The organism is Pseudomonas sp. NPDC087817 (genome assembly GCF_044742875.1).
Taxonomy (GTDB): domain Bacteria; phylum Pseudomonadota; class Gammaproteobacteria; order Pseudomonadales; family Pseudomonadaceae; genus Aquipseudomonas.
Map to the genome: position 1 here is coordinate 177,627 of NZ_JBIUVJ010000001.1, position 26,388 is coordinate 204,014.

The 26,388-nt window shown below is 57.7% G+C and carries 23 protein-coding genes; 14 read left to right on the plus strand and 9 right to left on the minus strand.

Translation table 11 applies throughout. From position 1 onward, the window contains the following. Positions 1 to 146 precede the first annotated feature (146 nt). The 7 genes from ACIONG_RS00780 to ACIONG_RS00810 form a co-directional block, all read right to left on the minus strand. Positions 147 to 887 carry a molecular chaperone gene (locus tag ACIONG_RS00780; RefSeq protein ID WP_401296349.1) on the minus strand — a complete coding sequence of 247 codons (741 nt, stop codon included), beginning with the start codon at positions 885 to 887 and terminating at the stop codon, positions 147 to 149. A 69-nt stretch (positions 888 to 956) separates the two neighbouring features. Continuing rightward, positions 957 to 1,550, minus strand: a complete 594-nt coding sequence (locus ACIONG_RS00785; RefSeq protein ID WP_103301917.1) for a fimbrial protein — start codon at positions 1,548 to 1,550, stop codon at positions 957 to 959. A 135-nt stretch (positions 1,551 to 1,685) separates the two neighbouring features. Beyond that, entirely contained in the window at positions 1,686 to 2,333 is a 648-nt protein-coding gene (locus ACIONG_RS00790; protein ID WP_103301918.1) for a response regulator, read from the minus strand. A 38-nt stretch (positions 2,334 to 2,371) separates the two neighbouring features. Then, complete coding sequence (locus ACIONG_RS00795) at positions 2,372 to 5,590, minus strand: response regulator (protein WP_401296004.1); 3,219 nt, start codon at positions 5,588 to 5,590, stop codon at positions 2,372 to 2,374. A 66-nt stretch (positions 5,591 to 5,656) separates the two neighbouring features. After that, positions 5,657 to 6,844, minus strand: coding sequence for an EAL domain-containing protein (locus ACIONG_RS00800; RefSeq protein ID WP_401296007.1), 1,188 nt, complete (start codon positions 6,842 to 6,844; stop codon positions 5,657 to 5,659). Continuing rightward, positions 6,831 to 9,653 carry an ATP-binding protein gene (locus tag ACIONG_RS00805; protein ID WP_401296010.1) on the minus strand — a complete coding sequence of 941 codons (2,823 nt, stop codon included), beginning with the start codon at positions 9,651 to 9,653 and terminating at the stop codon, positions 6,831 to 6,833. The genes ACIONG_RS00800 and ACIONG_RS00805 overlap by 14 nt, the downstream gene beginning before the upstream one ends. Before the next feature lie 61 nt (positions 9,654 to 9,714). Further along, complete coding sequence (locus tag ACIONG_RS00810) at positions 9,715 to 10,686, minus strand: fimbrial protein (RefSeq protein ID WP_401296013.1); 972 nt, start codon at positions 10,684 to 10,686, stop codon at positions 9,715 to 9,717. Between the two features lie 228 nt (positions 10,687 to 10,914). On the opposite strand from ACIONG_RS00810, the gene ACIONG_RS00815 reads away from it, so the two are divergent. Next, entirely contained in the window at positions 10,915 to 12,099 is a 1,185-nt protein-coding gene (locus ACIONG_RS00815; protein ID WP_401296016.1) for a DUF2252 family protein, read from the plus strand. Here the strand turns inward: ACIONG_RS00815 and ACIONG_RS00820 are convergent, their stop codons facing one another. Then, entirely contained in the window at positions 12,100 to 13,209 is a 1,110-nt protein-coding gene (locus ACIONG_RS00820) for a GlxA family transcriptional regulator (RefSeq protein WP_401296019.1), read from the minus strand. A 32-nt stretch (positions 13,210 to 13,241) separates the two neighbouring features. Here ACIONG_RS00820 and ACIONG_RS00825 point away from each other — a divergent pair, with 32 nt between their 5' ends. The 10 genes from ACIONG_RS00825 (at position 13,242) to ACIONG_RS00870 (ending at position 24,032) form a co-directional block, all read left to right on the plus strand. Next, positions 13,242 to 14,225 (plus strand): ABC transporter substrate-binding protein, encoded by a 984-nt coding sequence (locus tag ACIONG_RS00825; protein WP_401296022.1) that lies wholly within the window; start codon positions 13,242 to 13,244, stop codon positions 14,223 to 14,225. A gap of 61 nt (positions 14,226 to 14,286) precedes the next feature. Then, on the plus strand, positions 14,287 to 15,405 hold the full coding sequence (locus ACIONG_RS00830; RefSeq protein ID WP_401296025.1) for an aryl-sulfate sulfotransferase: 1,119 nt from the start codon (positions 14,287 to 14,289) through the stop codon (positions 15,403 to 15,405). Between the two features lie 104 nt (positions 15,406 to 15,509). Continuing rightward, entirely contained in the window at positions 15,510 to 17,807 is a 2,298-nt protein-coding gene (locus ACIONG_RS00835; protein ID WP_401296028.1) for a TonB-dependent receptor, read from the plus strand. 286 nt (positions 17,808 to 18,093) lie between these two features. Beyond that, positions 18,094 to 18,573: an Hcp family type VI secretion system effector gene (locus tag ACIONG_RS00840; protein WP_401296031.1), complete on the plus strand. Its 480-nt coding sequence runs from the start codon at positions 18,094 to 18,096 to the stop codon at positions 18,571 to 18,573. 3 nt (positions 18,574 to 18,576) lie between these two features. Then, entirely contained in the window at positions 18,577 to 19,299 is a 723-nt protein-coding gene (locus ACIONG_RS00845; RefSeq protein WP_401296034.1) for a DUF4225 domain-containing protein, read from the plus strand. 245 nt (positions 19,300 to 19,544) lie between these two features. After that, positions 19,545 to 20,063, plus strand: a complete 519-nt coding sequence (locus ACIONG_RS00850) for a hypothetical protein (RefSeq protein ID WP_401296037.1) — start codon at positions 19,545 to 19,547, stop codon at positions 20,061 to 20,063. Positions 20,064 to 20,216: 153 nt separating this feature from the next. Continuing rightward, positions 20,217 to 21,506, plus strand: a complete 1,290-nt coding sequence (locus tag ACIONG_RS00855; protein WP_401296039.1) for an NAD(P)/FAD-dependent oxidoreductase — start codon at positions 20,217 to 20,219, stop codon at positions 21,504 to 21,506. A 25-nt stretch (positions 21,507 to 21,531) separates the two neighbouring features. Then, a complete protein-coding gene (locus tag ACIONG_RS00860; protein ID WP_401296042.1) occupies positions 21,532 to 22,089 on the plus strand; it encodes a helix-turn-helix domain-containing protein in 558 nt (185 codons plus the stop codon). 22 nt (positions 22,090 to 22,111) lie between these two features. After that, positions 22,112 to 23,458, plus strand: coding sequence for a glutamine synthetase family protein (locus ACIONG_RS00865; RefSeq protein WP_401296045.1), 1,347 nt, complete (start codon positions 22,112 to 22,114; stop codon positions 23,456 to 23,458). A gap of 145 nt (positions 23,459 to 23,603) precedes the next feature. Then, complete coding sequence (locus ACIONG_RS00870; protein WP_315445392.1) at positions 23,604 to 24,032, plus strand: PaaI family thioesterase; 429 nt, start codon at positions 23,604 to 23,606, stop codon at positions 24,030 to 24,032. Between the two features lie 191 nt (positions 24,033 to 24,223). Here the strand turns inward: ACIONG_RS00870 and ACIONG_RS00875 are convergent, their stop codons facing one another. Further along, positions 24,224 to 24,688: a MarR family winged helix-turn-helix transcriptional regulator gene (locus tag ACIONG_RS00875; protein ID WP_401296049.1), complete on the minus strand. Its 465-nt coding sequence runs from the start codon at positions 24,686 to 24,688 to the stop codon at positions 24,224 to 24,226. A gap of 97 nt (positions 24,689 to 24,785) precedes the next feature. On the opposite strand from ACIONG_RS00875, the gene ACIONG_RS00880 reads away from it, so the two are divergent. The 3 genes from ACIONG_RS00880 (at position 24,786) to ACIONG_RS00890 (ending at position 26,195) form a co-directional block, all read left to right on the plus strand. Beyond that, complete coding sequence (locus ACIONG_RS00880) at positions 24,786 to 25,154, plus strand: antibiotic biosynthesis monooxygenase family protein (protein WP_401296052.1); 369 nt, start codon at positions 24,786 to 24,788, stop codon at positions 25,152 to 25,154. A gap of 50 nt (positions 25,155 to 25,204) precedes the next feature. Further along, positions 25,205 to 25,645: a hypothetical protein gene (locus ACIONG_RS00885; protein ID WP_401296055.1), complete on the plus strand. Its 441-nt coding sequence runs from the start codon at positions 25,205 to 25,207 to the stop codon at positions 25,643 to 25,645. Between the two features lie 127 nt (positions 25,646 to 25,772). Next, a complete protein-coding gene (locus ACIONG_RS00890) occupies positions 25,773 to 26,195 on the plus strand; it encodes a hypothetical protein (RefSeq protein ID WP_401296058.1) in 423 nt (140 codons plus the stop codon). Positions 26,196 to 26,388: the final 193 nt, after the last annotated feature.

A 26,388-nucleotide genomic window follows, 5' to 3' on the forward strand; every position in this document is an offset into this window, starting at 1 on the left:
CCGAGAGTTTCGGGCAGGATTGTTCAGTCAGCGAATTGAAGTTGCTGCGCGGGAGTAAAGACATACCCAGCCCTATATTGCTACAGAGAACGAAGAGTTAATTCATTATTAGAATCAAGAGAGGGGGCGAACTTTCGGTGCAGGTGCTATTGCACTGCTTTTGCATTCACGGCGGCATTACCCGAGAAAGTTGCGCTGTAACGATCCTGTGCGCCGTAATCGTTAATGCTTGAAAAGTTGAGGTTGGAATAAGTCGAGTTGTTTGTTCCTTTTAGTGCGATGGTCTTGCTCTGGCCCGGAGCAATCATCATCGAATCGACTGGTTTTTCCATTGTGGCACCCGATTGCACGGAGACTTCTGACAACGAAACATGAAAGAGACTTGGATTGGTGATTTTCAATGCGGCATGCCCACCTTGCTGGTCGATCTGCCATAACAGCTGAGTCGGTGCGAGGTAAGCCTGGCTGGCCAGTCCGGCAGGGCGGAAGAACACCTTGATACGCTGGCGCACGGCCAGTTGCAGGGTGTTTTCCGTTTTGGCGGTCTGGGGGATTTCCTGAACGTTCAGCCAGACCACGGATTCCTTGTCAGACGGCATGCCAGTGCCTTCGTAAATCACCCGCAGCAATTGCTGTTCCTTGCCGAGAATCCTCGCCAGCGGCGGCGTGACGGCGAAAGGCACCGAAGCAATGCCGGGCTCATCGCTGTCGATCCATGACTGGATCAACAGGTCATCGCCATTGTTGCGGACCTTGATGCTGACTTCTTTGTGCTCGCCATCAAACACCAGACGGGTCGCGCTCAGCGAGATACCCGCGTGTGCCTGCGTCGCCAGCAGCGCGCAGTGCAAACCCAAGCACAGGGAAAGAATGTGTCGATTAAACATGGAAAACTGCCTGAAATTGAAAAAAGGCGGGACGATTGCGTCCCGCACAGTGTCAGCCCCGAGTGCGGTTTACTCGTATTGCAGAGTGAACGGCAGAGTCGCGTCACCACGACCGGCGACCGCAGTTTTCGGGTCGGCAGTGGTCACATAGGCGGCGGAGAATTTCAGGGTGGTGCTGCCGTCTTGCAGGGTGTTTTGAATTTTGGCGGCGGCAGGCGAACTCAGGTCGATCTGATCGCCATTGGCGTCGAGCAGGGCGATACCGATGTTTTTCGCGGCGCCCACACCGTCGGTCAACTTCAGGACCTTGGTGCCAGTGACGATACCCGAACCAGCGCCTTTGGTCGGTTCGAAGATCATCGAAACTTTGGTACCGGCGTTGCAGTTGATCTTCATGTCGAAGTTCTCGGCACTCAGTTTGCCATTGCCCTTAGGCGCTGCAGCGGTACCCATGTCTTTGATTGACACTTCGCCCATCGGTACGGAAATGGTTTTATTCAGACCTGCATCTTCGATAGAGCAAGCATCGTTGTTGATGATGCCGGTGAAGTTAATGGTGCCGCTGCCCGCTTTAGTGGGTGTTACCGGTTCGTCTGCTGCAAACGATTGGCCCGCCACCGAAAGCATGGAAAGTGTCAGCAGTGTCAGCGAAAGCTTTTTCATGTCGATATCCATTAGATCGTGATTAAGTTGTGTTGGAGAACACGATCCAGAATATAGGTCTGAGTGCAGTGCTCAGACCATCAGACGATTCCTATAAGGTGGGGGTGTTAGTTGCACTTCGTCTGATAAGTGCATTCATTGAAAGACGTTATTCTCCAGGCAGTATGTCAACAGATCCTGATCGCTGGACACTTCAAGTTTGCGCATCGCCGAAATCTTTTGCGTGCTGATGGTTTTCGCACTTCTGGACTGGCTGCGTGCAATCGTGGTGACGCTTTGCCCGGAGACAAACATGCGCAGAATTTCAAATTCCTTGGGCGACAGCCGCGACAGTCTTTCGTCCAGCGCTACGTTAGGCTCCAGGACGCTGACAGGCTCGGGTTTGGCACTCTTGAAGGTGCGGCCTTTGGCGATTGACGAGAGTGCCAGTTGAATATCGTCGTGCAACTGGTTTTTCTGAATCACCCCCACCACCCCCAGTTCATGCAGACGGGTCAGAATCAACGGGCTGGAGATCATGGTCAGCACCAGCACTTTCACCTGGGCAAAATGTCGGCCCAGGTACTCCACCAGTTTCAGGCCGTCACCGTAGGGCGAATCCGCCGGCATGTTGAAGTCGGTGATCACCAGATCAACCGACTGGGTGTGCAACAACTCGATCAGCTCGTTCGAACAGACCGCTTCGCCCACCACACGAAAGCGCTCATCACGCTCTATCAGCTCACGTACGCCCAATAAAACGATGGGGTGATCATCGGCGATCACGACGTTGAGTATTGCCATGTTCGGCTATCCCTAGTGTGTTGTTGAATTCAATCGGGTTACGCCAGAGCATCGAGCATCGCGGTCAATCGCTCAAGCATAGCGCTGATCTCGCGGACCAGAGCGGGCGTGATGACGCGACCTTGCAGCTGGCTTTCCAGACGCACGCACGCTTCCGCCAGACCAGTGGCCTGCACCGCGCCAAGGGCCCCGGCCATGCTGTGCAGGTGTTGGGCCAGCGCGGGGGCGTCATTGCTCTGGAGCAGGGCGCTGACTTTCTCGATGTCCTGTTGCAGGGTACTGAAAAACAGCACGCGCATTTTCGGTGAAAGCTGTGGCTGATCCAGCGGTGGTGGGGGGTCTTGTGTGACAACCGCGTCATCGGCCAGCGCCGGCTCAACGAGTTGGCAATGCTTGAGCAACTGCGTTCGCAACGTGTGCAGGTTGAGCGGTTTCACCAGCCAGGCATTCATGCCCACCGCGGCGCAGCGCTCACCTTCATCGCGCAGGGCATTGGCCGTCACGCCAATGATCGGCAGATCCGCGTCGTTGCTGCGCAACGCCTTGGCCAGCTCATAGCCATTCATGACCGGCATGTTGACGTCGGTCAGCACCAGATCAAACACCCCCGGCAGCCATTGATGCAGCGCCTGTTCACCATCGGCGGCGGCGACCACCGAGCAGCCCAGGGCTTCCAGCTGTTCTTTGATAATCGCTCGATTGATCGGGTTGTCTTCGGCAATCAGGATGTTCAGATCAAGGCGTCGCGCCGGCGCTTTGATCGCCGGGCGAGCTTGCGGGTCGGCGCCTTGTTGCGCGAAGTGGACAGCCCAGGCCACCGCGCGAATATCGTGGGCATCGACCGTCCAGCCTTCGCCCGTGTATTGCGGCGGATTGGCGCCGGCGGCCGTGGCGATGACGCGCAGACCTGGCCAGCCGGATGGCTCGGCGCACGGCAGTACGTCGAGCAACAGTGATGATGAGGCGGCCATGTGTTTGGTCTCGGGGCCGATGATCTGAGTGTCCAGCCCCAGTCGCTCAAGCCAGCCGCAGAAATGTTGCGCCAACTCCGGCGCGTAAGCCTGGACGAACAAGGTTGGCATATGCGCGGTGAATCCCGGGCAGTCACTCAGCGAACCCTCCACACGAGCGAGTTCCAGTTGCAACGAAAAGCTGCTGCCCAGACCGGGCTCGCTGACCACTTTCAGTTGCCCCTCCATCAATTCACACAACCACCAGCAAATCGCCAGACCCAAACCTGCACCGGCTTCGCTGGACGCATCACGTACCTGATAAAACGGGTCGAACAGCTGAAGTTGCTGGGCCTGGGAAATGCCGATCCCCGAGTCGCTGACCTGCCACAGCAGACTGACATTTTCGGCGGATTCCTGCACAACTCTGGCGCGCAATACCACCCGGCCGTTATCAGTGAACTTGATCGCATTGCTCAGCAGGTTATTGAGGATCTGCCGGATGCGCAGGGGATCGCCGCGCACCCGGTCGGGGATCGCCGGGTCGATGCAGGCGTAAAGCTGCAAACCTTTGGCCTGAGCAAATGCACTGTAGGCCCGCAGCGAATCCTCGGTCAGTTCGAGCGGACAGAAATCCTGCGCTTCGATGGTCATTTGCCCGGACTCGATTTTCGACACATCCAGTACATCGCTGATCAATTGGAACAACGTCGTGGATGAGCGCTGGATCGTCCGCAGATATTCTTGCTGCCGAGGGCCAAGTTCGGTCAGCCCCAGCAACTCCAGAGTGCCGAGAACGCCATACAGTGGTGTGCGGATTTCGTGGCTCATGGTCGCGAGAAAACGGGTTTTCGCTTCATTGGCCGAATCGGCTTCACGCAGGGCATTTTCCAGTGCGGCGGCGTCATCGATGTGCCGGGTCACGTCGTGAAATGCGCAGATCCACACATGTTCTCCGTGGTAGCGCGCAGGCACGAACCCGACGTGATAATGCCGTCCTGCCACTTCCAGATCGGTCTGGCCCGCAGCGTTCAGCGCGTGTTCGCGGATTAGCGCCGCGATCAGTTGATCACTTTGTTGCCATTCCTGAATGCAGCGGTTTTCCAAGAGAATCCGGTGGTCACTGCGGCGTACGACACACAGGCCTGTTGGGGCGGTGTCGATGATCGCGCGGCTGAAGGCTTCGCTTTCAGCGATGCTTTCATGGGCCTGATGTGCAGGAATCACCACGCGGATTTTGTACCAGCGATTGAACGCCCAGCCACCGCCGATACTGGTCAGCATCAACGTCAACAAGCCAAGCAGCGGCCACCAGGCATAGTCGATAAATCGCTTGAAACCGACCACATAGACGGCCGTCCACGGTTGTGGCCCGACACTGGAAATCTTGAACACCAGACCGTCCAGACGAACATTCAGCCCGTCCTTTAAATCCTGACTGGCATGCTCCGCACCGATCACCAAAGTGCCGTTGGGAGCGGTGAGGTTGAAGCTGTCGTAGATCGACCACTTCATGATTCGTTCGATGTTGTTGATCTGCGCCAGATTCAACAACGACGCCACAACCACCCATGAACTGGCGCCCTCGATATTCAGTTGCGCGGCGGGCATGTTGACATTGACGTAGGCCAGCAGCGCAGGCGGGCCTTTGCTATCCGATCGGGCGTCGTAGCGGACCCAGTGAACTTCACTGTCCAGCGGTTTGGGGTTGGCATCATGCAGCTGTTGCACCACTTGCTTCATGACGTCAACGAAAGATCCGCCCTGAAGCTGCCCGGCAGTGCGCAACTGCCCGGCAGCGGGGACGGCGATGTCGAAATTATCGGGCACGTTGAACAGGAATACCTGCGGTGATTGATAGTGCGAGGCCGACCAGAAAGCACTGTAGTAACTGGCCAGATGGGCACCCAGGGCAAAGACTCGTGCGCGCTCACTGGTTTCAATCGCTGCCGGATTGATTTTCACGCTGTACGGCAGGGAAGAGGAGAGCTCCTGCGCCTTATAGATCCCGACTCCCTCATAGGGCAATGGCGTCTGCTTGAAGATTTGCACGTGTGTATTCAACGGCAGGCCTTTGTCGGCTTGCTGAACAATGGCGCTGAGGAACACTTCCTGTTCGCCGATGTTCTCCATCAGCCGGGCGAAATGAAACCGCACCGTGTCGCGCTGTTCCTCGACCATCCGATAAAGCCCCCAGCCACTGAGGCCCACCAACAGCGAAGCGAGGCCGCAGAGCACCACCAGACCAGTGTTCATTCGCAATGAGCTATTGGTCAGTTTTTCCAGATGGACAGTCGGGTGGGTCATTGCGCAAGCCTGTTGAAAATGCCGGGATAAGCGTAGGTCACCGCTACCTCTGTAGAAAACATCGGGTCAATCCATCAACGCGGGACCGTCCTGCGTCAGCAGTTGCTGAAAATCCTGTGACGACACGGCGTGGGAAATGATGAAACCCTGAACCTGAGTGCAGTTGATTTTACGCAACACCGCCAGTTCTTGCGCCGTCTCGACGCCTTCGGCCACGACCGTCAAACCCAGTTGTCGGCCGAGGGCGACAATACTTGTCAGGGCCTGCGCCAACTCTTCATTGTCATTGCAGCCCTGGACCAGAGCCCGGTCGATTTTCAACTCGGTAAACGGCGTCGAGACCAGGTTCATGTAAGAACTGTAACCCTGACCGAAATCATCCTGCGACAGGCCAAAGCCCTTCATGCGCAACCGGCACGCACCGGCGTAGAAGTTACTGATGTCCTCGGGCATCGAGCATTCCATCAATTCGAAACAGATCATCGCAGGAACCCCCTGACGCTGAAGCACAAAGGCAAGAATCCGGTCAGCCAGATCGGGGCTGTTGAGCAGATGCGTCGGCAGGTTGATCGACACCGGGATCGCGTAACCTTGCACCTGCCATTGTTCCTGCGCCTTGATTGCTTGTCCCAGAATCAGCCACAGCAAACGCTCTTCCAGATTGAAGGCTTTGAAGGCCGGTAGAAATACCCCCGGCAGCAAAAGCCCTTGCTCAGGGTGAAGCCAGCGCACCAGTGCTTCGGCGGCGACGATGCGGCCGTTGGCCAGTGATTTCTTTGGTTGGAACCAGGCCTGCAATTCACCGTTATCCAGCGCATCGAGAATGGCCAGATGATCAATTTGCGGGCCGGGCAGGGGCAGGGTGGCCTGACGCAAGGTGCCCAATTGGTCGGTGAGATTGCGCAGGGCTGCGGTCTTGACCGGTTTGGAAATCAGGCCGATGACTTTCACGCCCAGATTGCGCGCGGCGAGGCTGGCACTGGTCAGCATGCGGCGCGAGGCGGCGCTCATGATCGCCAGCGCGGGGCGCGAACCCGAGGCGGCAAGCCCCTGGATGAACTGCACGCCGTCCATGCCGGGCATCAACAAATCGGTCAACACCAGATCGAAGTCGTGGCGTTTCAGGCAGTCCAGCGCGGCGCTGCCTTCTTCGGCAAATTGCAGATGAAACTGGCCGATCTCGCTGAACAGGTTTTGCAGGTACAGTTGCTGGAACGGATGGTCTTCAACGACCAGGATACTAATCGGTTTCATGGAGTGTTCTTTCGTAGGACGCCAACTGGTTATGCAGGGCCTGTAGCGTGAAAGGTTTGATCAGGCAGTCGTTCATCCCGGCTGCCAGACACAGCGCTTCTTCGCCGCGCATGGCATTGGCGGTCGCGCCGATAATCGGCGCCGTGCAGCCGAGGCGGCGCAGCTCGCGGGCCAGTTCATAGCCGTTCTTCTGCGGCATGTTGACGTCGCTCAGGATCACGTCGAAATGCCCCTTGCGCCACAGCGCCAGGGCTTCCTCACCGTTGCTCGCCAGCTCGGCGGTACAACCCAGCTCCTGCAACTGGTCATGCAGGATCAACTGGTTGATGACGTTGTCTTCGGCGACCAGTACATGCAGATGCAGGGTTTTCAGTTGCCGCTGTGGCGCATCGATTGTGGGTTTGCTCGCCGACAATCCTTGAGCGTGGCTGACCGCTTGATGAATGGCGTGCAGGTGATTGATGTTCACCACCCAGCCGTCGTCGCTCCATTGCGGTTCGTTGTAGCCATCGCCCGTGGCGATCACTCGCGAGCCGGTCCACTCGGCGTCCAGACGCTGTTCGAATGAGCCGGGATGCAGCTCCAGCAGCACATGGTCAGCGTTGCAGGCGCCCCGCGAAGGCCGATCGAGTTGTGGCCGTGCGCCCCAGCGGCGTAACCAGCCATTCATCGCTTCGGCCAGTTCGCGGATGGGCGACACCACGTAGACCGTCGCCGGCAACAGCGGCGTAAAGCTGCTCGGCAACCTCGGCGTTGAGGGCTGCTCGAGCGACAGGGTCAGAGAAAAGCTGCTGCCCAGGCCCGGCTCGCTGACCACGCGAATATGGCCGTTCATCAAGTGGGTCAGGCGTTGACAGATCGGCAACCCCAACCCGGTGCCGGCGATCACGTTGGTGTGGCCCCGGGACTGATAGAACGGTTCGAAAATCCGCGCCTGATCTTCCTGGGTGATGCCTTTGCCCGTGTCCGACACTTGCCAGAACAGGTTCACCCGCTCAGCGTCACGCCCAAGCAGCTTCACCCGCAGCACGATGCGCCCGGTATCGGTGAATTTGACGGCGTTGTTCAGCAGGTTGTAGAGGATCTGACGAATTCTCGACACATCGCCAATCACCCGTTCCGGCAGCTTCGGATCAATCACTGCGTACAGATCAAGGCCCTTGCCATGCGCCGCCGCCGCGTAGCCTTGAATCACTTCGTGGATCAGCTCGTGGACGCAGAATTCGCTGAGTTCAAGTGCCAGTTGCCCGGCTTCGATCTTGGACACGTCGAGTACATCGCAGATCAACTGCAGCAGCGTTGCCGACGAGCCTTCGATGGTGTGCAGATAGTCGGTTTGCTGCGCGTCCAGTTCTGTTCGCGCCAACAACTCCAGGGTGCCCAATACGCCATACAACGGCGTGCGGATCTCGTGGCTCATGGTTGCCAGAAACAGGGTTTTCGCTTCATTGGCGGCATCGGCCAATTGCCGCGCCTGTTCCAGCGCCTCTTCAATTTGCGTGCGCGTGCTGATATCGCTGAAGGCACAGAGCAACACGTCCTCGCCCTTGTAGCGAGTCGGTGCGCAGCTGAGATAGAGATGGCGGCCGTCGGCGGTTTCGAAGTAGTCAGTGACTTGCGGGTCCAACGCATCGAACGCCTGATAGATCCAGCGATGGCTGAGCCTTTCTCTTTCGCCGCTTTGGCCCAGCCATTGTTGTGACAGGGTATTTTCCAGTACCACCTGACCATTGGTGCGGCGCAACACGCACAGGGCCACGGGTGCGGTTTGAATCACGTCACTGCTGAACAGTTCACTCTCCACCAGCGCCTGAATACGGCTGATGGTCGGCGCGATAAAGCGGTATTCGAGGCGACGGATAAGGATCCACACGAGGCTGATACTGAACAGGCAGAACAGCAGCGCGCCGGCGAGGCGCGGCCACAGGGCGACGACGACATCCCGCAGGTTGATCGAATAAACCAGTTGCCAGTCCGAGGACTTCAGTTGTTTGCGCATCACCAGATGATCCGGCAACCAGCCTTCGCCAACGAAACCGAAGAAGTTCTGCCGCTGGATCTGCAGCAGGTTCTGGCTTAGTTGTGCAGGCTGGCTGTTGCTGAACACCAGCATGCCGTCGGAGTTGAACATCATGAACTGCCCGGCACTTTGATCATCCAGTGCATGGGAGACTTCGCGGCCGTCCATTTCCAGGCCGAGCCAACCGGAGTCGACGTCGCGCTCATCCAGGCGAATGAACATATACAGCCGGGAATGACTGGCCGACTGATTGGTCAACCAGAGTTCTTCCAGCGCAGCGGTGTTGTCGCGTTTGAGCGCCTGCAACCGATCAAGCATCGCCGGGGGGAAGTCGGCGACTATCGGCGTCGCCGTGTAAAGCCTTTTGACGCGCACGTCGTTGCCACTGCTGACGTAGAGCAGATTGACCTGTTTGCTCACCAGATACTGCTTGATGCGCTCCGTCAGCCAGATGCTCCACTGTTTGCCTCGCGTGTTGCCCAGCAGCAGGTGAACTTCCTCGGGTGAGACCTGCGGTTTGACCCCTTGAGGCTTGCGGATGGCCGACAGACTGAGGCTTTCCAGCAAGGCCTCGCGGGTGGTGAAAAAGGTGTGCGCCTCGGCAATGGCGCTGCTCATGTGGCTGCGTCGGCGCGACACTTCGGCATTGAAGGTAAGCAAGAGAAAGCTGTACACGCCGCTGAGGATGCCAATCAGCAACACCAGGCCAAAAATCCGCAGCAACCGCCGGGCGGCGTTGGGCGTAGAGAGCAGGGGATTGATCTGGTGAAGGTAGTTCTTCAGTTTCATCCGGCCACCCTAGCGGGGCGTCGCCGGAGGCCACATCAGACGATTCCTAAAGTGTGCCGTTCTATAAATACGACATGACGAAATTGATACTGGTGTTGGCGCTGCCGGCGCGAAACTCCGCGCCCGGGATTCGGGTGTATGCCGCAAAGAAATTCGCCTCGGCGGTTTCCGCGCCGCTGGTGAAGCGGCCAAGCTGGTAGGTTTCATCCATCAGGATATTGCCCATCAAGCCGTTGGTGATTCTCAGGCCAATACCTCTGGCGGTGGAGTATTGGTCAAGCTCCACGGTGCCGGTGTCTTTGTCGACGATGGGTGTGGTGGCGTTGAGTCTGATCTGAATTTTATTGATGCTCTTGTCGCAGCCGACGACAGGAATCTTGAAGGCGACCGGTGGTGTGGTATCACCGACGTTTTCCAGTTGGTGCAGTCGGTAGTCATTGCCCATCGCGACGTTCACGTCGTTCACCGTGCAGGATGCGGCGACGACATTGATCGGATTGAGCAAATTGAAGGAGGCGATGACATAGCCACTGCTGGTGACCCAGGTGCCGAGCAAGCCAGCGGGAATGGTGGTGCCCGGTTCGATGGTGCGGTTTTTGATCAGAAACAAGCGGTACGGCCCGTCCTTTATCAGCATGCCGGTCTTTGCGATGAAGCTCGGCTGCGGATCCAGTTTGGAGAAGAACGCGCTAAAGCCTTCTATTCTCAACCTCAGGTCCAGTCCGGTATTTCTCAAAGTGAATACCGTGCCCTTGGCGGGCTGAGAGCCCAATGCGGGATTCAACTGGAAACCGGAATTTTCCTCAGGGATACACACCGGTCGGATATGCTTGTTCAACCCCGAAGTGGTCACATCAAGGACGGTCAAACTGCTGCTATCGGCGGGAATATTCAGGGTTGATGGCGCACTGAAATTTATGACGCGAGGCTTGCCGTCGCCGGCCTGCCCATTGTCATCGATATAGCAGTTGGCGACCGCCCCGGCAGAGTGGAAGAGCAGTAATGTTGTGATGATTCGGTAGGTTCTGTTCACGGTGAAATCCAGTCTTCGGGTTTTCTGGCATTGAGCAGGGCGTTTTGGCGTCATCGCTCCCTTACTCATAAGTAATCGTCTGATAGTGATAGGCGCGTTATTCAGAGGCCATCAGAAGATTCCTAGAGTTTCTTGCTGCAGATTCGGCCTGTGAGTGATCTTGTAATACTTTGAAACATTTGCGCGCGGCGGGCGGTCAACAGGTCACATTCCTGATAAGAAGCGTCCATGAAAATCCCACGGCCCTCCGCACGTCTTGAACCGCTGTCGCAACTGCGCAATCTGAAAATGGCCCGCTCGGCGCACGCTTATGTAAGGGGCAGCACCGTGCAGTTTTACGAGTGGCTGCACAGCCAGCCGGGGCGCAGCCTGCCAAAAGGTCCGGCGGTGTGGATCTGTGGCGATTGCCATGCCGGCAATCTGGGGCCGACAGGGGATCTGAAGGGGAAAATCGACATTCATATCCGCGACCTCGATCAGACCGTCATCGGCAATCCCGCGCATGATCTGGTGCGTTTGGCCCTGTCGCTCGCCACAGCCGCCCGCGGCTCGGATTTGCCCGGCGTGGCGACCGCACGAATGCTTGAAGAGATGATGCGCGGCTACGAGCAGGCCTTTGAAGGCGATCTGGATGAAGAGCCGCCGCGCCCGACTCAGATCAAGGCCGGGATGCGCAGTGCGGTGCAGCGCACCTGGAAGCATCTGGCTGCGGAACGGATCGAGAACAGCAAACCGACCATCCCGCTGGGCAAGCAATTCTGGACACTGTCCCGGCCTGAGCGTGCGGCGTTGAAGGCGCTGTGTGCCACACCGGAAATCCACACGCTGGTGACTTCACTGAAGGGCCGGTCGAAGGACGACCGAGTAAAAATGCTCGACTCGGCGTATTGGGTCAAAGGTTGCAGCTCGCTGGGATTGCAGCGTTATGCGGTGTTGCTCGGTGTGGGCGAGGGTGACGATCAGGAATATTGCCTGCTGGATGTCAAAGAGGCCGTCGGCGCCGCCGCTCCACGTGCAGCCCGCGCCACCATGCCCAGGGACAACGGCAAACGCGTGGTCGAAGGTGCGCGTTCGTTATCACCGGGGCTGGGCAATCGGATGCTCGCGACACGCATGCTCGATCACGGATTTTTCGTCCGCGAGTTGCTGCCGCAGGACATGAAGCTTGAACTGGACCAACTGAGCCAACGCGATGCGATGTTGGCGGCCGGTTATCTGGCGCGGGTCGTGGGGCTGGCCCATGCACGGCAGATGGACTTGGCGACGAGGGCCTCATGGATAGGCGAATTGCAAGCTTGCCGCTCGAAAACCCTGGACGCGCCGTCGTGGCTTTGGACGAGTGTGGTGCAGTTGGTCGGCAATCATGAGCGCGGCTATCTGGAGCATTGTCGCCGGTATGCGTTGGCGCACTGATTACTGGGCCAGTCGCTCTAATGTGATGCCCGGGGCAGGCGCCGCTGTGGATTTGACCTGATTGCGGTAACTCTGCGCACTGATGCCGAAATGCTTTTGAAACGCTCGGCGCATGCGTTCTTCGCGACCAAACCCCACGGTTTCGGCAATCCTCTTGATCGGTTCATCGGTGGTTTTCAGCAGCCGACTGGCCGCCTCCATGCGCAAGTTCTCTACGGCTTGCGCAGGCGTTTCCCCGGTGGCGGCGACGTAAGCGCGGGCAAAGTGGCGCGGGCTCATGCCGAACTGCTCGGCGAGCCGATCGACCCGCAGATCACCGTTCAGATTTCCAGCAATCCACCCGTGCAGACGGGCCAGACGCACGTCCTGATCGGTGCGCAAGGCCTTCGATTGCGCATTGAGCGAGGCGCTGAGCTGCGGCTGTTCGGCGCTGCGCCAGAGGAACACGGTGAAATAGCGAGCCAGCGCCAATGCGGCGTGGGCGCCGAGATCCTGTTCGACCAGCCCGAGCGCCAGATCGATACCTGCCGTGGCACCGCCGCACGTCCAGAGATTGCCGTCGTGCAGATACAGGGCTTCGGTCTGACAGTGCAGCGCCGGGTAGCGCGCCTGTAATTCATCGGCGAATTTCCAGTGAGTCACCACTTTTCGCCCATCGAGCAGGCCCGCAGCGGCGAGGGCAAAAGTGCCGGTGCCAATCGAGCAGAGACGGCGGATTTGCGGGGCGCGGCTGCGCAACCAGTGGCAGGCGTGTTCGTCGGCCTCAAGGGCGGCCATGCCCGGTCCACCGGCGACGATCAGCGTATCGATCACTGGCGCTATCTGATCGACCTGCTCCAGCGAACAGGTGGTGACGGTGATGCCCGAGACCGACATCACCTGACCACCCTGCGGCGAGGCCACCAGCAACCGATACGGCGGATTCGTTGCAAAGTCGCCGGCCAACACGCGCGGTATCGCGGCAAACACCTCAAGCGGCCCGGCCGCATTCAGCAGCAACAGATCGTCGAACGCCAACACTACCACCGTGCGCGCAGGCAACGGCGGCGTGTCAGAGATGGCAGCAAAGGAGGGGTGTTTGGCATGGAGCGGCACGGCGGGCCTCGACATACTGAAATCAATGCATAAATGAGGGCACGACAATGCCGCTAAAACTTCTTGCTGCCAAGCACCCACTGCTGACGCGGTTCAAAGCGCTGCTGTGCTGCGCCGCGTTGGTACTGGCGCTTCCGGTGTCGGCTGCCAGCGAACCATTGAAAATGGGCGACCAGAGCGGTCTGATTCAGGCGTTGTTGCACGCGGCGGGTGAGGACAAGGACTTGACTTATCCGCTGTCCTGGCATCCCTTTCTGGCCGGAACGACGATGCTGGAAGCACTGAGCGCCGGGGCGATCGACGCCGGTGTGGTGGGCAATGCGCCGCCGGTGTTCGCCCAGGCGGGCGGCTTCGATGTGCGCATCATCGGCGTGGCCAGTGGCGCGCAAAACAACAATGCACTGCTGGTTCCGCAGGATTCTCAAGTCCATAACGTGGCCGATCTCAAAGGCCAGCGCGTCGCCGTGGCCAAAGGCAGCAGTGGCCATTATTTATTGCTGGCGGCGCTGCATCAGGCAGGCCTGACCCCGCGTGATGTGAACATCGCCTACGTCAGCCCGGTGGATGCGCAAAATGCGTTCGCCAGCGGAAAACTCGACGCCTGGGCGGTGTGGTATCCCTTTGTCGGACAGGCCACTTCCCGTGGTGCGCGGATTCTGCTCGATGGCAGTTCCTGGCCGGAAACCGGTCTGAATTTCACCGTCGCCAGCAAGCGCGCACTTGCAGATCCTGAACGAGCAGGGCAGGTCGGCGATCTGTTGGCTCGACTGGCCCGCGCCCAAGCCTGGGCCACCGCGCATCCTGAGGCCTGGGCCAAGGTGTTCGCCCAGACCACCCGCCTGCCTGTCGAACTGGTGCAGGAGATGCTCGCGCATCAAGACCTTCGCTACGTGCCGATTCAGCCGACAGTGATCACCTCGCAACAACGACTGGCGGACATGTTTGCTGCCGAGCGCCTGATTCCAAAACCCCTGCAAGTCGAGCAGATCTTCGACGACCGTTTCAACGCCTTGCTGCCAACACCGCAGTAACCCCACGACTTCACCTTGCCGCTTGACTGTCGGCCGGGATTCACACGCCTGGAGAAAAGCCATGCCCAACCTCGAACGCACCACACTCAAACGCCAGAAAACCGGTCTGATCGCTGTCGATCATGCCCGCAGCGCTGGTGGCTACACGCTGTTCGCCCCGCAAACGGCGGACGGCAACGTGTTTTTGATCGACCTTGACGGCGAGATCGTCCATCGCTGGAAACTGCCGCAACGCCCCGGCCGCGACGCGGTGATCCTGCGCAACGGCAACCTCGGTTATAACGGCAACCATCCTGATTCGCCGGACCTGTTCCCGGGCTGGTCGGTATGGCATGGCGGCGCGTTCAGCGAAGTCACGCCTGAAGGCGAGGTGGTCTGGGAACACACCGATCTGCTCCATCACCACGACGCGCAATGGCTGGACAACGGCAACCTGCTGTACACCACCGCCGAGCCGTTGAGTGCCGAATTGGCCCGTCGCGTAGTCGGCGGCATTCCCGGCAGCGAGGCGCCGGGCGGGGTGATCTATGCCGACGTGGTCAAGGAAGTCGATCGCCAGGGCAACGTGGTCTGGGAATGGCGCAGTTGGGAGCATCTGCGTCCTGAAGACTATCCGCTGCACGAGTGCTTCGAGCGCCACCACTGGCCGATGACCAATGCGGTGACGCCGGGCCGCGACGGCAAGGTGATCCTGAGTCTGCGCAGCGTTTCTTCGGTGATCGCCGTGCAACGTGGCAGCGGTGAAGTGCTCTGGCGTCTGGGCCACGATCTGGTCGCGCAGCAGCATTGCCCGACTGAGCTGGACAACGGCAACGTGCTGGTTTTCGACAACGGCATCTTCCGCCCGCACATCAGCATGCCGCACTCGCGCATCGTCGAAATCAACCCGACGACGCAACGCATCGAATGGCAGTACGCCGACACGCCGGGTTATGCCTTTTTCACCCCGTTCATGGGTGGCGCGCAGCGGTTGCACAACGGCAATACGCTGGTCACCGAAGCCAACTTCGGCCGTTTGTTTGAAGTGACACACCAAGGCGAAGTGGTCTGGGAATACGTCAATCCGTTCTTCGCCAGCTACCCCGATGCGCCTTCGCGCAATTACTTGCCGGGCGAAAACAACGCGATCTTCCGCGCGCATCGCCACCAGCGCGAAGACCTGCCATGGCTGCGTGACTGACCACGCGCCGACTTCCATCGCAACGATTCCGCTCACGCAAGCCACGCGCAGCGAAGTATCGACTCCTTTCAAAGAGCGGCGTGAAGCCGCTCCAGGAACCACCGATGACTCTTCTTTATTCGCGCAATTTTTCAGTGGGCGCACTGGGCTTGTGTTCGCTGATGCCCATGTTGCCCGCAGCGGCCAATAATCTGCCGAGCAATTCCGATGTCCTGCAACCGGTGACGGTCGAGGCCCGCCGTCGCAGCGAAGATGCCCAGCAAGTACCCACGGCCATGAGCGTGCTCGGCGCGCAAACCCTTGAAGAACAACGCTTGTATCGCCTGCAGGATTTGCAGCAGGCGATGCCCAGCGTCAACGTCGCATTCATGCATGCACGGCAATCGAGCCTGTCGATTCGCGGTTTGGGTAACAACCCGGCCAGTGACGGGCTGGAGGGCAGCGCCGGGATCTATCTGGATAACGTCTACCTCGGTCGCCCCGGCATGGCTGTGTTCGATCTGCTGGATGTCGAGCAGATCGAGTTGCTGCGCGGCCCGCAAGGCACGCTGTTCGGCAAGAACACCACTGCTGGCGTGTTGAACATCACCACTCGGCGACCTTCGTTTACCCCTCAGGGCAGTCTATCCACTTCGGTGGGTGAGGATGGCTACACGCAAACCCAGGCGAGTTTTTCCGGCCCGCTCAACGACACGCTGGCCGGGCGCATTGCCGCCTATCGAACCCGTGAAAATGGCTACGTGGAAAACGACTTCGACGGCCACACGCTGGGTGGTGGCGTGCGGCAGGGCGCACGCGGGCAACTGCTGTTCCAGCCCAACGAGGATTTCAACCTGCGCTGGCTGGCCGACTATCACGAAGAGGACTCGAGCGCCGGCACTCGCTCACTGTTCAGCACCGGGCCGACGATCAATGGCGTCAACCGCTACGAGCAGCGCGCAGCAGCGGTGGGCGCGACGCTGGCGAAGGGGCGCCATGTCAATCTCGACGCCGACCAGAGCGTCAAGGTGTTTCAGGGTGGCACGTCGCTGGAAGCCAATTGGAATTTGCCCGGTGACTACACGCTGACCTCGATCAGCGCTTACCGCTGGTGGGATTTCACCCCGCGTAACGACGATGAGCTGAACGTCGATGTCATGCACAACGTCGGGCAGTCGACGCGGGACAAGCAGTACTCTCAGGAGATTCGCCTGGCTTCGCCGATCGGTGAGCGTTTCGATTACATCCTGGGCGGGTATTACTTCCGTCAGGAAATGCGCAATACCGTGTTCACCGACTACGGCCCGCTAGCCGATACCTGGAATGGCACGCCGCAAGGTGCGCTGAACAACTTCACCAGCGTCGGCCACGGTGAAGTCGATACCGACAGTTTCGCCACGTTCGCCCAAGGCACCTGGCACCTGACCCCACGACTGGATTTCAGCCTGGGCCTGCGCGGCACCTATGAACGCAAACTCGCCGAGGTGACGCGCAATGCGCCGGTCGGTGGTGCGGCGGGCAGCGGCGCAGCAGCGGCGGCGAGGGCGGGGCGGATCGGTGCTTACGACTCCGGTGATTTGAGCCTGTATAGCTTCAGCCCTTCGGCGCTGGCTAGCCTGGCCTGGCATGTCAACGATCAGGTGCTGGCGTATGCCTCGCTGTCCCACGGCGAAAAGTCGGGCGGGGTCAACCTCAGCGTGGCCAGTGCGCCGGTCGCGGGTGCCGATTCCTTGTTGATTGGCAGCGAACGGGCCAACGACGCGGAACTGGGGATCAAGACCACGCTGCTCGACCAGCGCCTGTTGCTCAATGCCAACCTGTTCTGGACCGAAGTGCATGGTTACCAGACCAACGCCTACGATGACGTCAACCTCACCAGCTATCTGACCAACGCCGGTTCGGTGCGTAGTCGCGGGCTGGAGGTGGATAGCAGTTGGCGTCCGCTGCGAGGGTTGACTCTGAACCTCAACGGCTCGTGGAACGACGTGCGTTATCTGTCTTACGAGGATGCACCTTGCCCGGCCGAAGTAGCGTTGCGTCCGGGTGCGCCAGCATCTTGCGACCTCAGTGGTCATGCGGTGGTGGGCGCGTCGAAATGGATCTTCAACAGCAGCGCCAGTTACCAGTGGAATCTGGACGATGGCCTGCAACCCTACGTCAACGGCAACTACGCGTGGCGCTCGCACGCGGTCGGCACTGTTGATGATTCGCGTGAGGCGCAGTTGCCGGGCTACGGCCTGGTGAACCTTTCCACCGGTGTGCGCGGCGACTGGGGCCGAGGGCAGTGGGACGTGTCGTTGTGGCTGAAAAACGCCTTCGATAAAACCTACTACACCACCCTCTGGAACTCACCGAACGGCGCCTACACCGGCGTACTCGGCACGCCGCGAACGTTGGGCATGACGGCGCGATACGACTTCTGATTGTCGTTCGCCCTGATCGGCAAAAACACCCGAGCACGTCATTCGATGCTGCGCTGTGGCGGGGCATCGAATGACGTGCCCGGGTGGTCTTGCCGGGCGGAGAGTCCGCCGAGTCGGCGTGCAGGGTGCGTAACTTCCGTCAGTAACTAAGCAATAGCCTGTCGGATCTTTCACTTTCCGTAGAACTTGGTCGTGACATATTTTGTTTGCTGTTTCAGAAGCGTCCTACAACTTGCCTAAAAAACGTTGGTGTAGGATGTTCGGCAAATAAAAGGGAGTGGTACGTATGGCTAATCACGGTTATATGAAGATCACAGGCAAGGCTCAAGGATTGATTTCATCGGGTTGTTCAACCCAGCACTCCATTGGCAACAAGTGTCAGACTGCACATAAAGACGAAATCATGGTGCTGTCTTACAGCCACAACATGGCCAATATCGGAAACGCTAACAAGCCGACGCACAATCCCGTCATCATCACAAAAAACGTTGATAAGTCATCGCCTTTACTGGCTCAAGCGCTTTCAAGCAGAGAAGAAATAAACTGCATTATCAACTTCTACCGAATATCGCCGTTTGGCCTGCAGGAAAAGTTTTACACGGTAGAAATCAGAGGCGGCATGGTCACCGATCTGACACTCGATATGCCCCATGTGGTTTTACAGAATGACGTCGAACCGCAAGAGCACGTTGCTATTCGATATCAAGACATCATATGGACTCATCATCTGGCAGGAACCAGTGGTTACAGTTCATGGTGGGAATAACCCATGAGCCCATTGAAGAATAGCTGCAAGCCAGGGAGTTGCGATTATTGGATGGTCAGTAATGCTGCTGCCAATCTGGCTAATCAAGCCTGTACGTTAAGTGCGCGTCACATTAAGGATGGCACGTTGCGCATCCAGTTCAATCGCGAGGTTTCTTATTACGCCAGAGGCATTGTCAATGACGTTGCGCAGGGAAAAAGAAGTCCTGAGCAGGGCCTCAAAGCCATAAAAGACGAGCAGAACAGCCTGTTAAGCCAGTCGGTGGAGATTGCTAGAAAAGGTGTTGGTGCAATTGCAGGTGCACTTCAATTCGTAGCAGGTGCGGGGATTTGCTACGGCTCGGCCGGTGCATTGTGCCTTTTTGTCGGCGCGCCTTTGATGGCTCACGGGGCCAATAATACTTATGAGAGTGGGCGGAACTTATGGGAGGGGCGGTCGGATATACAGGGGCCCGTTAGAAAAGGTTATCAAGAGGCCGCTAAATTGATTGGGGGCGGAGCATTTGAAGGGAATATGGCTTATGGGACCGTTGACTTGGGGCTTTCGGTATATGGCCTCGGCAGGCTGGTATTGAAGCCGGATGCGTGGCGGTTGTTTAGGTATGTGCATTCTGATTATGTTCGAGGCTATGAAAATTCAAGCAAGACCGCATTAACGTTAGAGGCGGCTTCCGATGCGATAACAATAGAATCCATGTATTGGCAGGTCAAGGATAATGATGAGTAGTGCGCCACTTGTAACGTTGATTTACTTGCTTGTTTCTTTGGTTGGCTTTTTCTTTCTTGTCTCCCTCTCAAGAAGGATCTCAGGTTCCAACCTTACAGCTAGAAGGTTTTGGGTGTTTTTTGCATTGCTCATGCTTTGGGTGATAAACCAAATGAGCGTGGCTCACAATGGTTATTTATTTTTATATAGGCCGTCCAAAGAGATTTTCGAAAATGATTATATAATTCGGTGGGTCGCATTTGTAAGTGCCATTGTTCAAGCCTTTTTTCTTCCAGGTAGAGAAGAGCCAAGGCGCTGGTTTTCACGAAAATGATCTCACCTCTGAATATGGGCGAGATAAAAAATTCCATGTGTTCAGAGTTCCAAGCAAAGAAAATCACGGGCGCTTGCGTTCCCAAAAGTACAGCAGTGGACGCTTTTGGATCAGGAGGTCAAAAATAATGATAAGTGATTCACGATTAATGGAGGCGCTATATTTTCTCGTTTCCATATTAGGTTTCTGGTGTTTGCGTTCTATCTCAAGAAGGATTTCAGGACAAAATTTTACTCATGGAAAGTATTGGGCTTTTTTTGCATTGTCGTTGTTTTGGGGCGCGAACCAGTTGAGTGTGGCTGACTATGGTCGCTTATTTTTATTTATGCCAATCCTGGAGGTTTTTGAAAGTGATTATATAATTCGGTGGATCGCATTGATAAGTGCTGTCGCCCAAGCCTTTATTCTTCCAGTCAAAAAAGAACAAAACCGCTGGTTCTCCCGAAAGTAACTCCTCCTCTAATCCGTCCCGCGCCACACCGCAACCCAGAAGCACGGACCATTCCTGCATGACGAATGACAATCCCCCGTAGGGGTTGCCGGCATGAAATTTGTTCTGTAGATTTTCATGAAATTATAAGAAATAAATTTCATGAGGCCGCGAATGTTTCAGCAATCCCAGCGCCATGTCGACAGCTATTACGCCCACAGTTGCGCCGCCATCCTCCGCGATCGACCTGCATTGAGCGGTGACCACGATACCGACGTAGTGATCATTGGCGCCGGTTTCAGTGGGCTGCACACCGCGCTGCGCCTGGCGTTGGCCGGCAAGCGGGTAACGTTGCTGGAAGCCAGCCGGGTGGCGTGGGCGGCCTCGGGGCGCAATGGCGGGCAGGCGATTCTGGGCTGGTCGTGTGATATGCCGCCGCTGGAAGCCGCGCTTGGTCATGAGCGGGCGAAACGGCTGTGGGACGGCATGCGCTGGGCGGCTCGCGAACTGCGTGAACTGCCGGGGCGGCATGCTTTCGACTGCGACTATCGCCCGGGGCATCTATGGACGTCGGTGATGCCGCGCCGAGTCAGTCTGCTGACCGAATGGCAACACGAAGCGAGCCACAAATGGGGCCACGATGCGTTGCAATTCATCCCGCGCGAAGAACTGCCGCGATGGGTCGCCAGCGAGCGCTATCAGGCAGGGCTTTACGACCCGGAAGGCGCGCACCTCAATCCGTTGAAACTGGCACTGGGTCTGGCGGCTGCCATCGAGCGAGCCGGCGGGCGCATCTTTGAGCAAAGCAAAGCGCTGAGTTATCAGGAGGAGGGCGCAGGTTTTCGGGTCAACACTGAACGCGGTTCGATCAAGGCCGATGTATTGGTGCTCGCCTGCAACGCCTATCTCGATGAACTCGACCCGCAACTGTCCAGTTGCATCCTGCCGGTGGGCACCTATCAAGTCGCGACCGCGCCGCTCACGTCAGAGCAAGCCACCGCACTGTTGCCGAGCAATGTCTGCGTGACCGACAACCAGTTCGTCCTCGATTACTTCCGCCGCACGCCGGACAACCGTTTGTTGTTCGGCGGTGGCTGCACTTATCTGGGCGGCATGCCCAAGGACATCGTGGCGGCGACCCGGCCGTTTCTCGAACGGGTGTTCCCGCAGCTCAAAGGCGTCGAGGTGCAGTTTGCGTGGGGTGGGCACATCGACCTGACGCTGAACCGCACGCCGGATGTCGGCGGCGCGGGCAACCGTTACTGGCTGCAAGGTTACTCGGGCCACGGTGTGCTGCCGACACTGGCCGCCGCTCGCGCCGTGTCCGATGCGATTCTCGGCAATGCCGATGAGTTGGCGTTGTATCAGGGCCTGAGTAATGGCAGCTTCCCCGGCGGCAAATACCTCGCCGCACCACTCGAAGCCATCGGCAAAGCCTGGTATCGCCTGCGAGACAGCATCTGATGAATCCTTTTCCGGAACCCCGGCCATGAACAAGCAAGAAGAAATCGCCGCGCTGGCGATCCTGATCCACGACCTGCGCAAGCACAAGAAGTGGACCCTCAAGGAGCTGGCCGACAAGATCGGTCGCTCGGTGGGGTTTCTCTCGCAAGTCGAGCGCGGCTTGTCGCGGCCCACCGTGGCCGACCTGACGGCGATCAGCGAAACCTTCGGCGTGCCGACCACCTATTTCTACAGTTTGCCCAAGGCCAAGGAGCTGCCGTTTGTCACTCGCCCGGACGAGCGCCGCACGCTGTATTACGCCAACGGCATCACTGACATCCTGGTATCGCCGCAGATGCGCGCTTCGTTTTCCATGCTCGAAAGTCATCTGGAAGCAGGCGCTAGCAGCGGCGACCGGCACATCAGTGACAGCTCGGAGCAGGGCGGTTACGTGCTCGAAGGCGAATTGACCCTGTGGCTGGGCAATGACGAAGAGCCGGCGACACTCAAGGCTGGCGATAGCTTCCAGTTCGACAGCCACACCCGCTGCCGCTACGGCAATCTCACCGACCAGCTCACCCGCGTGCTGTGGGTCTACACCTGATAACAATCAAAGGATGAATATGATGGACGCTGTCTGCGCTGACCTGCTCGCTGAAGTACGGGCGTTTCGCCAACGCTACCCTGAGGTGCGTTATGTCGACCTGATTTGCCTGGACATTCCGGGGCACTTCTACGGCAAGCGCTACCCCGTGGACATGCTCGAAAAAGTCGCCGCTGGCAGCGTGCTCAAACTGCCGCAAAACTGCGTATTGCTCGGTGTGCAGGGCGGTTTGTTCAAGATCGGCGACTACTGCTTCAACGATGGCGATCCGGACGCCGTGCGCCGCCTGGTGCCCGGCACCCTGAAACCGGTGACCTGGGAAGCCCAGCCGCTGGGGCAGATGCTGATCACCTCCGACGGCACCGAAAACCCCATCGAATTCGAACCCCGCGAGGTCCTCGCACAAGTGCTGAGCCGACTGGCGCGCAAAGGCATTCACCCGGTCGTGGCCTTTGAACTGGAGTTCTACCTGTTCGACAAAAAACTGCGCGACGGCCTGCCGCAATTCCCCCGCGACGACCTGACCGACGATGCCGATGATCAGCCCAACCTGCACATCGAACGCCTGTCACGCTTCGCGCCGGTGCTGGATGAAATGGTCGAGGCCAGCCGCGCTCAAGGCATCGACGCCACCGTGATCACCGCAGAGTTGGGCCCCGGCCAATTCGAAATCAATTTCGGCCATCTCGACGACGGTTTGCGCGCAGCCGACTGGGAGGCGCTGTTCTGCCGCAGCACCCGAGGCGTTGCGCTCAAACACGGCTATCGTGCAAGTTTCATGGCCAAGCCGTACTTGCAGCATCCGGGCAGTGGCATGCACGTGCACGTCAGTCTTTACGATGCGCAGGGCAATAACTTACTGGCGGCGAATCAGCAACAGCCGCTGCGCCATGCCGTCGCCGGGTGCCTGGAATTGTTGCCGCACAGCATGCCGATCTTCGCCCCGAACCAGAACGCCATGCGACGTTTGGGCGGCACGGTGAATACGGCGACCAAGGCCAGTTGGGGGTTTGAGGATCGTGATGCGTGTTTGCGCATTCCCGAGTCGGACGAAAAGAACCTGCGAATCGAGTACCGACTGGCCGGGGCGGATGCCAATCCGTATCTGGTGTTGGCGGCGATTCTGGTGGGGTTGGAGCATGGACTTGCTTCAGGCAAGGAGCCGATCGCGCCGCTCAATGAAGATCGCAACAGCGGGATTGGATTCCCGACGGAGATGTTCGAAGCGGTGAGGGCGATGCAGCATCAAGCGCAGTTGCGTGAAGGCCTGGGTGCGGAGTTTGTCGACGTGTATTGCGAGAACAAACGCCAGGATCATCTGGCGTTCATGCAGGAGATCAGTGCGCGGGAGTATCGCTGGTATTTGTGATGGGAGCCCCTCAGGGAGCACGGTTTATCACCGCCAATTCCGCAGACGTATAGTGCTTGTCCCAAGGCGCGATTACTCATAAACCCTCGAGTGAGTCGACTTATTAAAGTCAATGACACCGGTCAGTAGCCGGCAAGGAGGGACTATGAACGCCACTGCGATTCCCGAGGGCTTTACCCCGTTTACCCGCAGCAGCCCGTTGCTTGATTTGCTTGGCCCGATTTACGCGAGGGGCAACGGGCTGCAACTGGAATTGGGACTATTGACCGACTCGCGACATGCCAATGGCCGCGGCACGTTGCATGGCGGTGTATTGGCAACACTAGCCGATGTGGGCATGGGTTACGCCATGGCGTTTTCCAGCGACCCTCCGCAGCCATTGATCACGGCAAGCATGACCCTGGATTATCTTGGCGCAGTGCAAATCAATGAGTGGCTGGAAGTGCGTCTTGAACACTCCAAAAAAGGCCGTCAACTGGCGTTTGCGGCCGTCAGCCTGCATGTCGGTGAGCGAACCGTTGCTCGAGCCAGTGCGGTGTTCGCTGTGCCAATGAGTGCAGAGGTTGCTGGTTGATAAGCCTCATCACGTGAGTGGGTGAGTGGGTGAGTGTTATCGCGTTTCCTTGAACGGCAGTTTTGGACGGCCTTTCGTGAATGCCTGTTTTCGGCCAGAAGCGGACGTCCATGAACCACCGTTTACAAGCTGACCCGGTCTTTTTTTTGCCTGAGCTTTTGACGAGCTGGATGATGCTGACGCTGGCCGGGTCATTCGGCCTGGTCTTCTTCAAGCCTATTGCGCAGGTGGTTCAGAACCTGATGGGTAGTCTGGATAGCATCGATGTCCAATCCTTCCGCCAGCTCATTAACCCAGGGCATCTGAAGCTTCATCGCCAGATCGAATGCTTCTCTTCCAGCTTCAGTCAGGACAACCAACTGCGCCCTGCGGTGGTGTGGGTTCGGCTGAAACTCCAGCAGTCCATCCTTCACCAGATCGTTGACGATCCGCTGAACGTTTTGCCGATTCGCCCCCATGTCGCGAGCAATCCATGAAACCGGTTGTGCTCGTTCGGCGTACACAATCGTACCCAGTAGTTGCCAGCGGGCGCTTGTCAGACCTAGCTCTGCGACGAGTCGATCGCCTGCAGTAAGCAGACGCGCACTTGCTCGAAAGATCTCAAGAACCAGATCGCTCGTGGCGCGTCCTGCGGGGGTGTAGTTTGTCTTTTTCATGGCGCGAATCCTTCCACGTTGACACCATGATGTCAATCGCAGTAGGTTTGGAGCGTGAAACCCAAACTGTCATCATGATTACAAGTTAGAGGTCGCCATGCTTTCTATTCGCCCCCTTGATCCGATCGTCCCCATCACTCAACAGCTGCAGTGCAGCGAAGCTCCAGTGGTATTGATCAACCTCTTCACTGTCGACACAGACGATGTACCTGATCTCCTTTGCGCATGGGAGCTGGATGCCAACTGGATGAAACAACGTGCCGGCTTCATCTCCACGCAGCTCCATCAGGCCATCGGTGGCAGCAACATGTTCTTGAATTACGCCGTATGGGAATCGGTAGAGCGGTTTCGCGAGGCTTTCAATCATCCAGAGTTCGCCAACGCGTTGGCGCGGTATCCCTCAAGTGCCTTGGCCATGCCACATCTGTTCACCAAAGTAGCTGTGTCGAATATCTGCACGGCCTGAGTATTAACCAACTGTCTGACGGTATTAGATAAATGCTAAGACGATTACATTTGGTCTCCAGCACGCTGGCACTGCTGTGCATCGCCACCTTCTTTCTGTCGACCATTTTTGTCGAGCTCATCGGATCCCGACACTCGATAGCCTCACTCAAGCACCTGATCGTGAGTCCTGGGCTTTGGATATTGGTGCCGGCAATGATTGCGACCGGTGCAAGTGGGGTGTTAATGAGTCGAAAACGACAAGGACGACTGGTCGCTTTGAAGAAGAAACGCATGCCATTCATTGCCGCCAATGGCCTGTTGGTTCTGATGCCGTGCGCCATTGTGCTCAACCAATGGGCGTCGGCGGGAAGCTTCGATACGCGTTTTTACTTCGTACAGGCAATCGAACTGATCGCAGGGGCCACCAATCTCGCGTTAATGGGGCTGAATATGCGTGACGGTCTGCGCCTCAGCGGCCGACTGCTGCGGGTTGCACCTCGCAGACGGTAAGCTGAATACTGGCTTCTGTCTGTCTTGAAAAGCTGGGCCGAAACCTGCCATTCGTGACTGGCTGCTATCGGCCAAGATCCGCCAGTCGACGTCCCTTAAATAAGCGCTAAGCAAGGTAAATTTCGCGATGAAAAGCTGGATAGCTAATACGAAAATTAATGCACTGTTAGGGGCTAGCTCTCAAAAATTTGATGGCGTGAAGGTTAGGCGGATCCTTATAGAATACTGCGACAGGTATCAAAAGATTTATCCTTTCGAAATTCTGGAAGAGCCACTTGAATTTCTGAAAAACAATGTAGATTCAGACAGTAAACATAGGGAGATGCGAGCGCTGCTTAGGGTTGCCGCTGAAGAATACTGCATTAGTTTAAACGAGATAGCCGATGCTCTTCTTGACCTGATAGACATTCGTGTCCTTACTACGGACCAAGCAAAAAAAATTATTAACCACGTTTTCGAAGCTTTTTCCTGCAATGAAAGCCCCGAAGATTTCATCCAAAGAGAGGATGCCTATTTGTGCAAAAATCTATTTGCGATTATCTCCGGCTAGCAAATGGTTGAAACCTCTAGCCTTGCTCACAATGACGGGCCCGATTGGTGTGACTAGATACTCGCCTCGGGACATTTTTGGGGCTTTGATGACTGACCGCTTTTGGCCGGAAACAGTCGTTCCTGAACACATCCGGCTAATAGCAGTCGCTCGCGGACGGCTGCTTACGACCCAAAACTGGCATCAGGCGATG

What these genes read in the sequence shown, in the direction of transcription:
- ACIONG_RS00780 (WP_401296349.1), bottom strand. Translation starts at nt 887, where the DNA reads ATGTTTAATCGACACATTCTTTCCCTGTGCTTGGGTTTGCACTGCGCG.
- ACIONG_RS00785 (WP_103301917.1), bottom strand. Translation starts at nt 1,550, where the DNA reads ATGAAAAAGCTTTCGCTGACACTGCTGACACTTTCCATGCTTTCGGTG.
- ACIONG_RS00790 (WP_103301918.1), bottom strand. Translation starts at nt 2,333, where the DNA reads ATGGCAATACTCAACGTCGTGATCGCCGATGATCACCCCATCGTTTTA.
- ACIONG_RS00795 (WP_401296004.1), bottom strand. Translation starts at nt 5,590, where the DNA reads ATGACCCACCCGACTGTCCATCTGGAAAAACTGACCAATAGCTCATTG.
- ACIONG_RS00800 (WP_401296007.1), bottom strand. Translation starts at nt 6,844, where the DNA reads ATGAAACCGATTAGTATCCTGGTCGTTGAAGACCATCCGTTCCAGCAA.
- ACIONG_RS00805 (WP_401296010.1), bottom strand. Translation starts at nt 9,653, where the DNA reads ATGAAACTGAAGAACTACCTTCACCAGATCAATCCCCTGCTCTCTACG.
- ACIONG_RS00815 (WP_401296016.1), top strand. Translation starts at nt 10,915, where the DNA reads ATGAAAATCCCACGGCCCTCCGCACGTCTTGAACCGCTGTCGCAACTG.
- ACIONG_RS00820 (WP_401296019.1), bottom strand. Translation starts at nt 13,209, where the DNA reads ATGTCGAGGCCCGCCGTGCCGCTCCATGCCAAACACCCCTCCTTTGCT.
- ACIONG_RS00825 (WP_401296022.1), top strand. Translation starts at nt 13,242, where the DNA reads ATGCCGCTAAAACTTCTTGCTGCCAAGCACCCACTGCTGACGCGGTTC.
- ACIONG_RS00830 (WP_401296025.1), top strand. Translation starts at nt 14,287, where the DNA reads ATGCCCAACCTCGAACGCACCACACTCAAACGCCAGAAAACCGGTCTG.
- ACIONG_RS00835 (WP_401296028.1), top strand. Translation starts at nt 15,510, where the DNA reads ATGACTCTTCTTTATTCGCGCAATTTTTCAGTGGGCGCACTGGGCTTG.
- ACIONG_RS00840 (WP_401296031.1), top strand. Translation starts at nt 18,094, where the DNA reads ATGGCTAATCACGGTTATATGAAGATCACAGGCAAGGCTCAAGGATTG.
- ACIONG_RS00845 (WP_401296034.1), top strand. Translation starts at nt 18,577, where the DNA reads ATGAGCCCATTGAAGAATAGCTGCAAGCCAGGGAGTTGCGATTATTGG.
- ACIONG_RS00855 (WP_401296039.1), top strand. Translation starts at nt 20,217, where the DNA reads ATGTTTCAGCAATCCCAGCGCCATGTCGACAGCTATTACGCCCACAGT.
- ACIONG_RS00860 (WP_401296042.1), top strand. Translation starts at nt 21,532, where the DNA reads ATGAACAAGCAAGAAGAAATCGCCGCGCTGGCGATCCTGATCCACGAC.
- ACIONG_RS00865 (WP_401296045.1), top strand. Translation starts at nt 22,112, where the DNA reads ATGGACGCTGTCTGCGCTGACCTGCTCGCTGAAGTACGGGCGTTTCGC.
- ACIONG_RS00870 (WP_315445392.1), top strand. Translation starts at nt 23,604, where the DNA reads ATGAACGCCACTGCGATTCCCGAGGGCTTTACCCCGTTTACCCGCAGC.
- ACIONG_RS00875 (WP_401296049.1), bottom strand. Translation starts at nt 24,688, where the DNA reads ATGAAAAAGACAAACTACACCCCCGCAGGACGCGCCACGAGCGATCTG.
- ACIONG_RS00880 (WP_401296052.1), top strand. Translation starts at nt 24,786, where the DNA reads ATGCTTTCTATTCGCCCCCTTGATCCGATCGTCCCCATCACTCAACAG.
- ACIONG_RS00890 (WP_401296058.1), top strand. Translation starts at nt 25,773, where the DNA reads ATGAAAAGCTGGATAGCTAATACGAAAATTAATGCACTGTTAGGGGCT.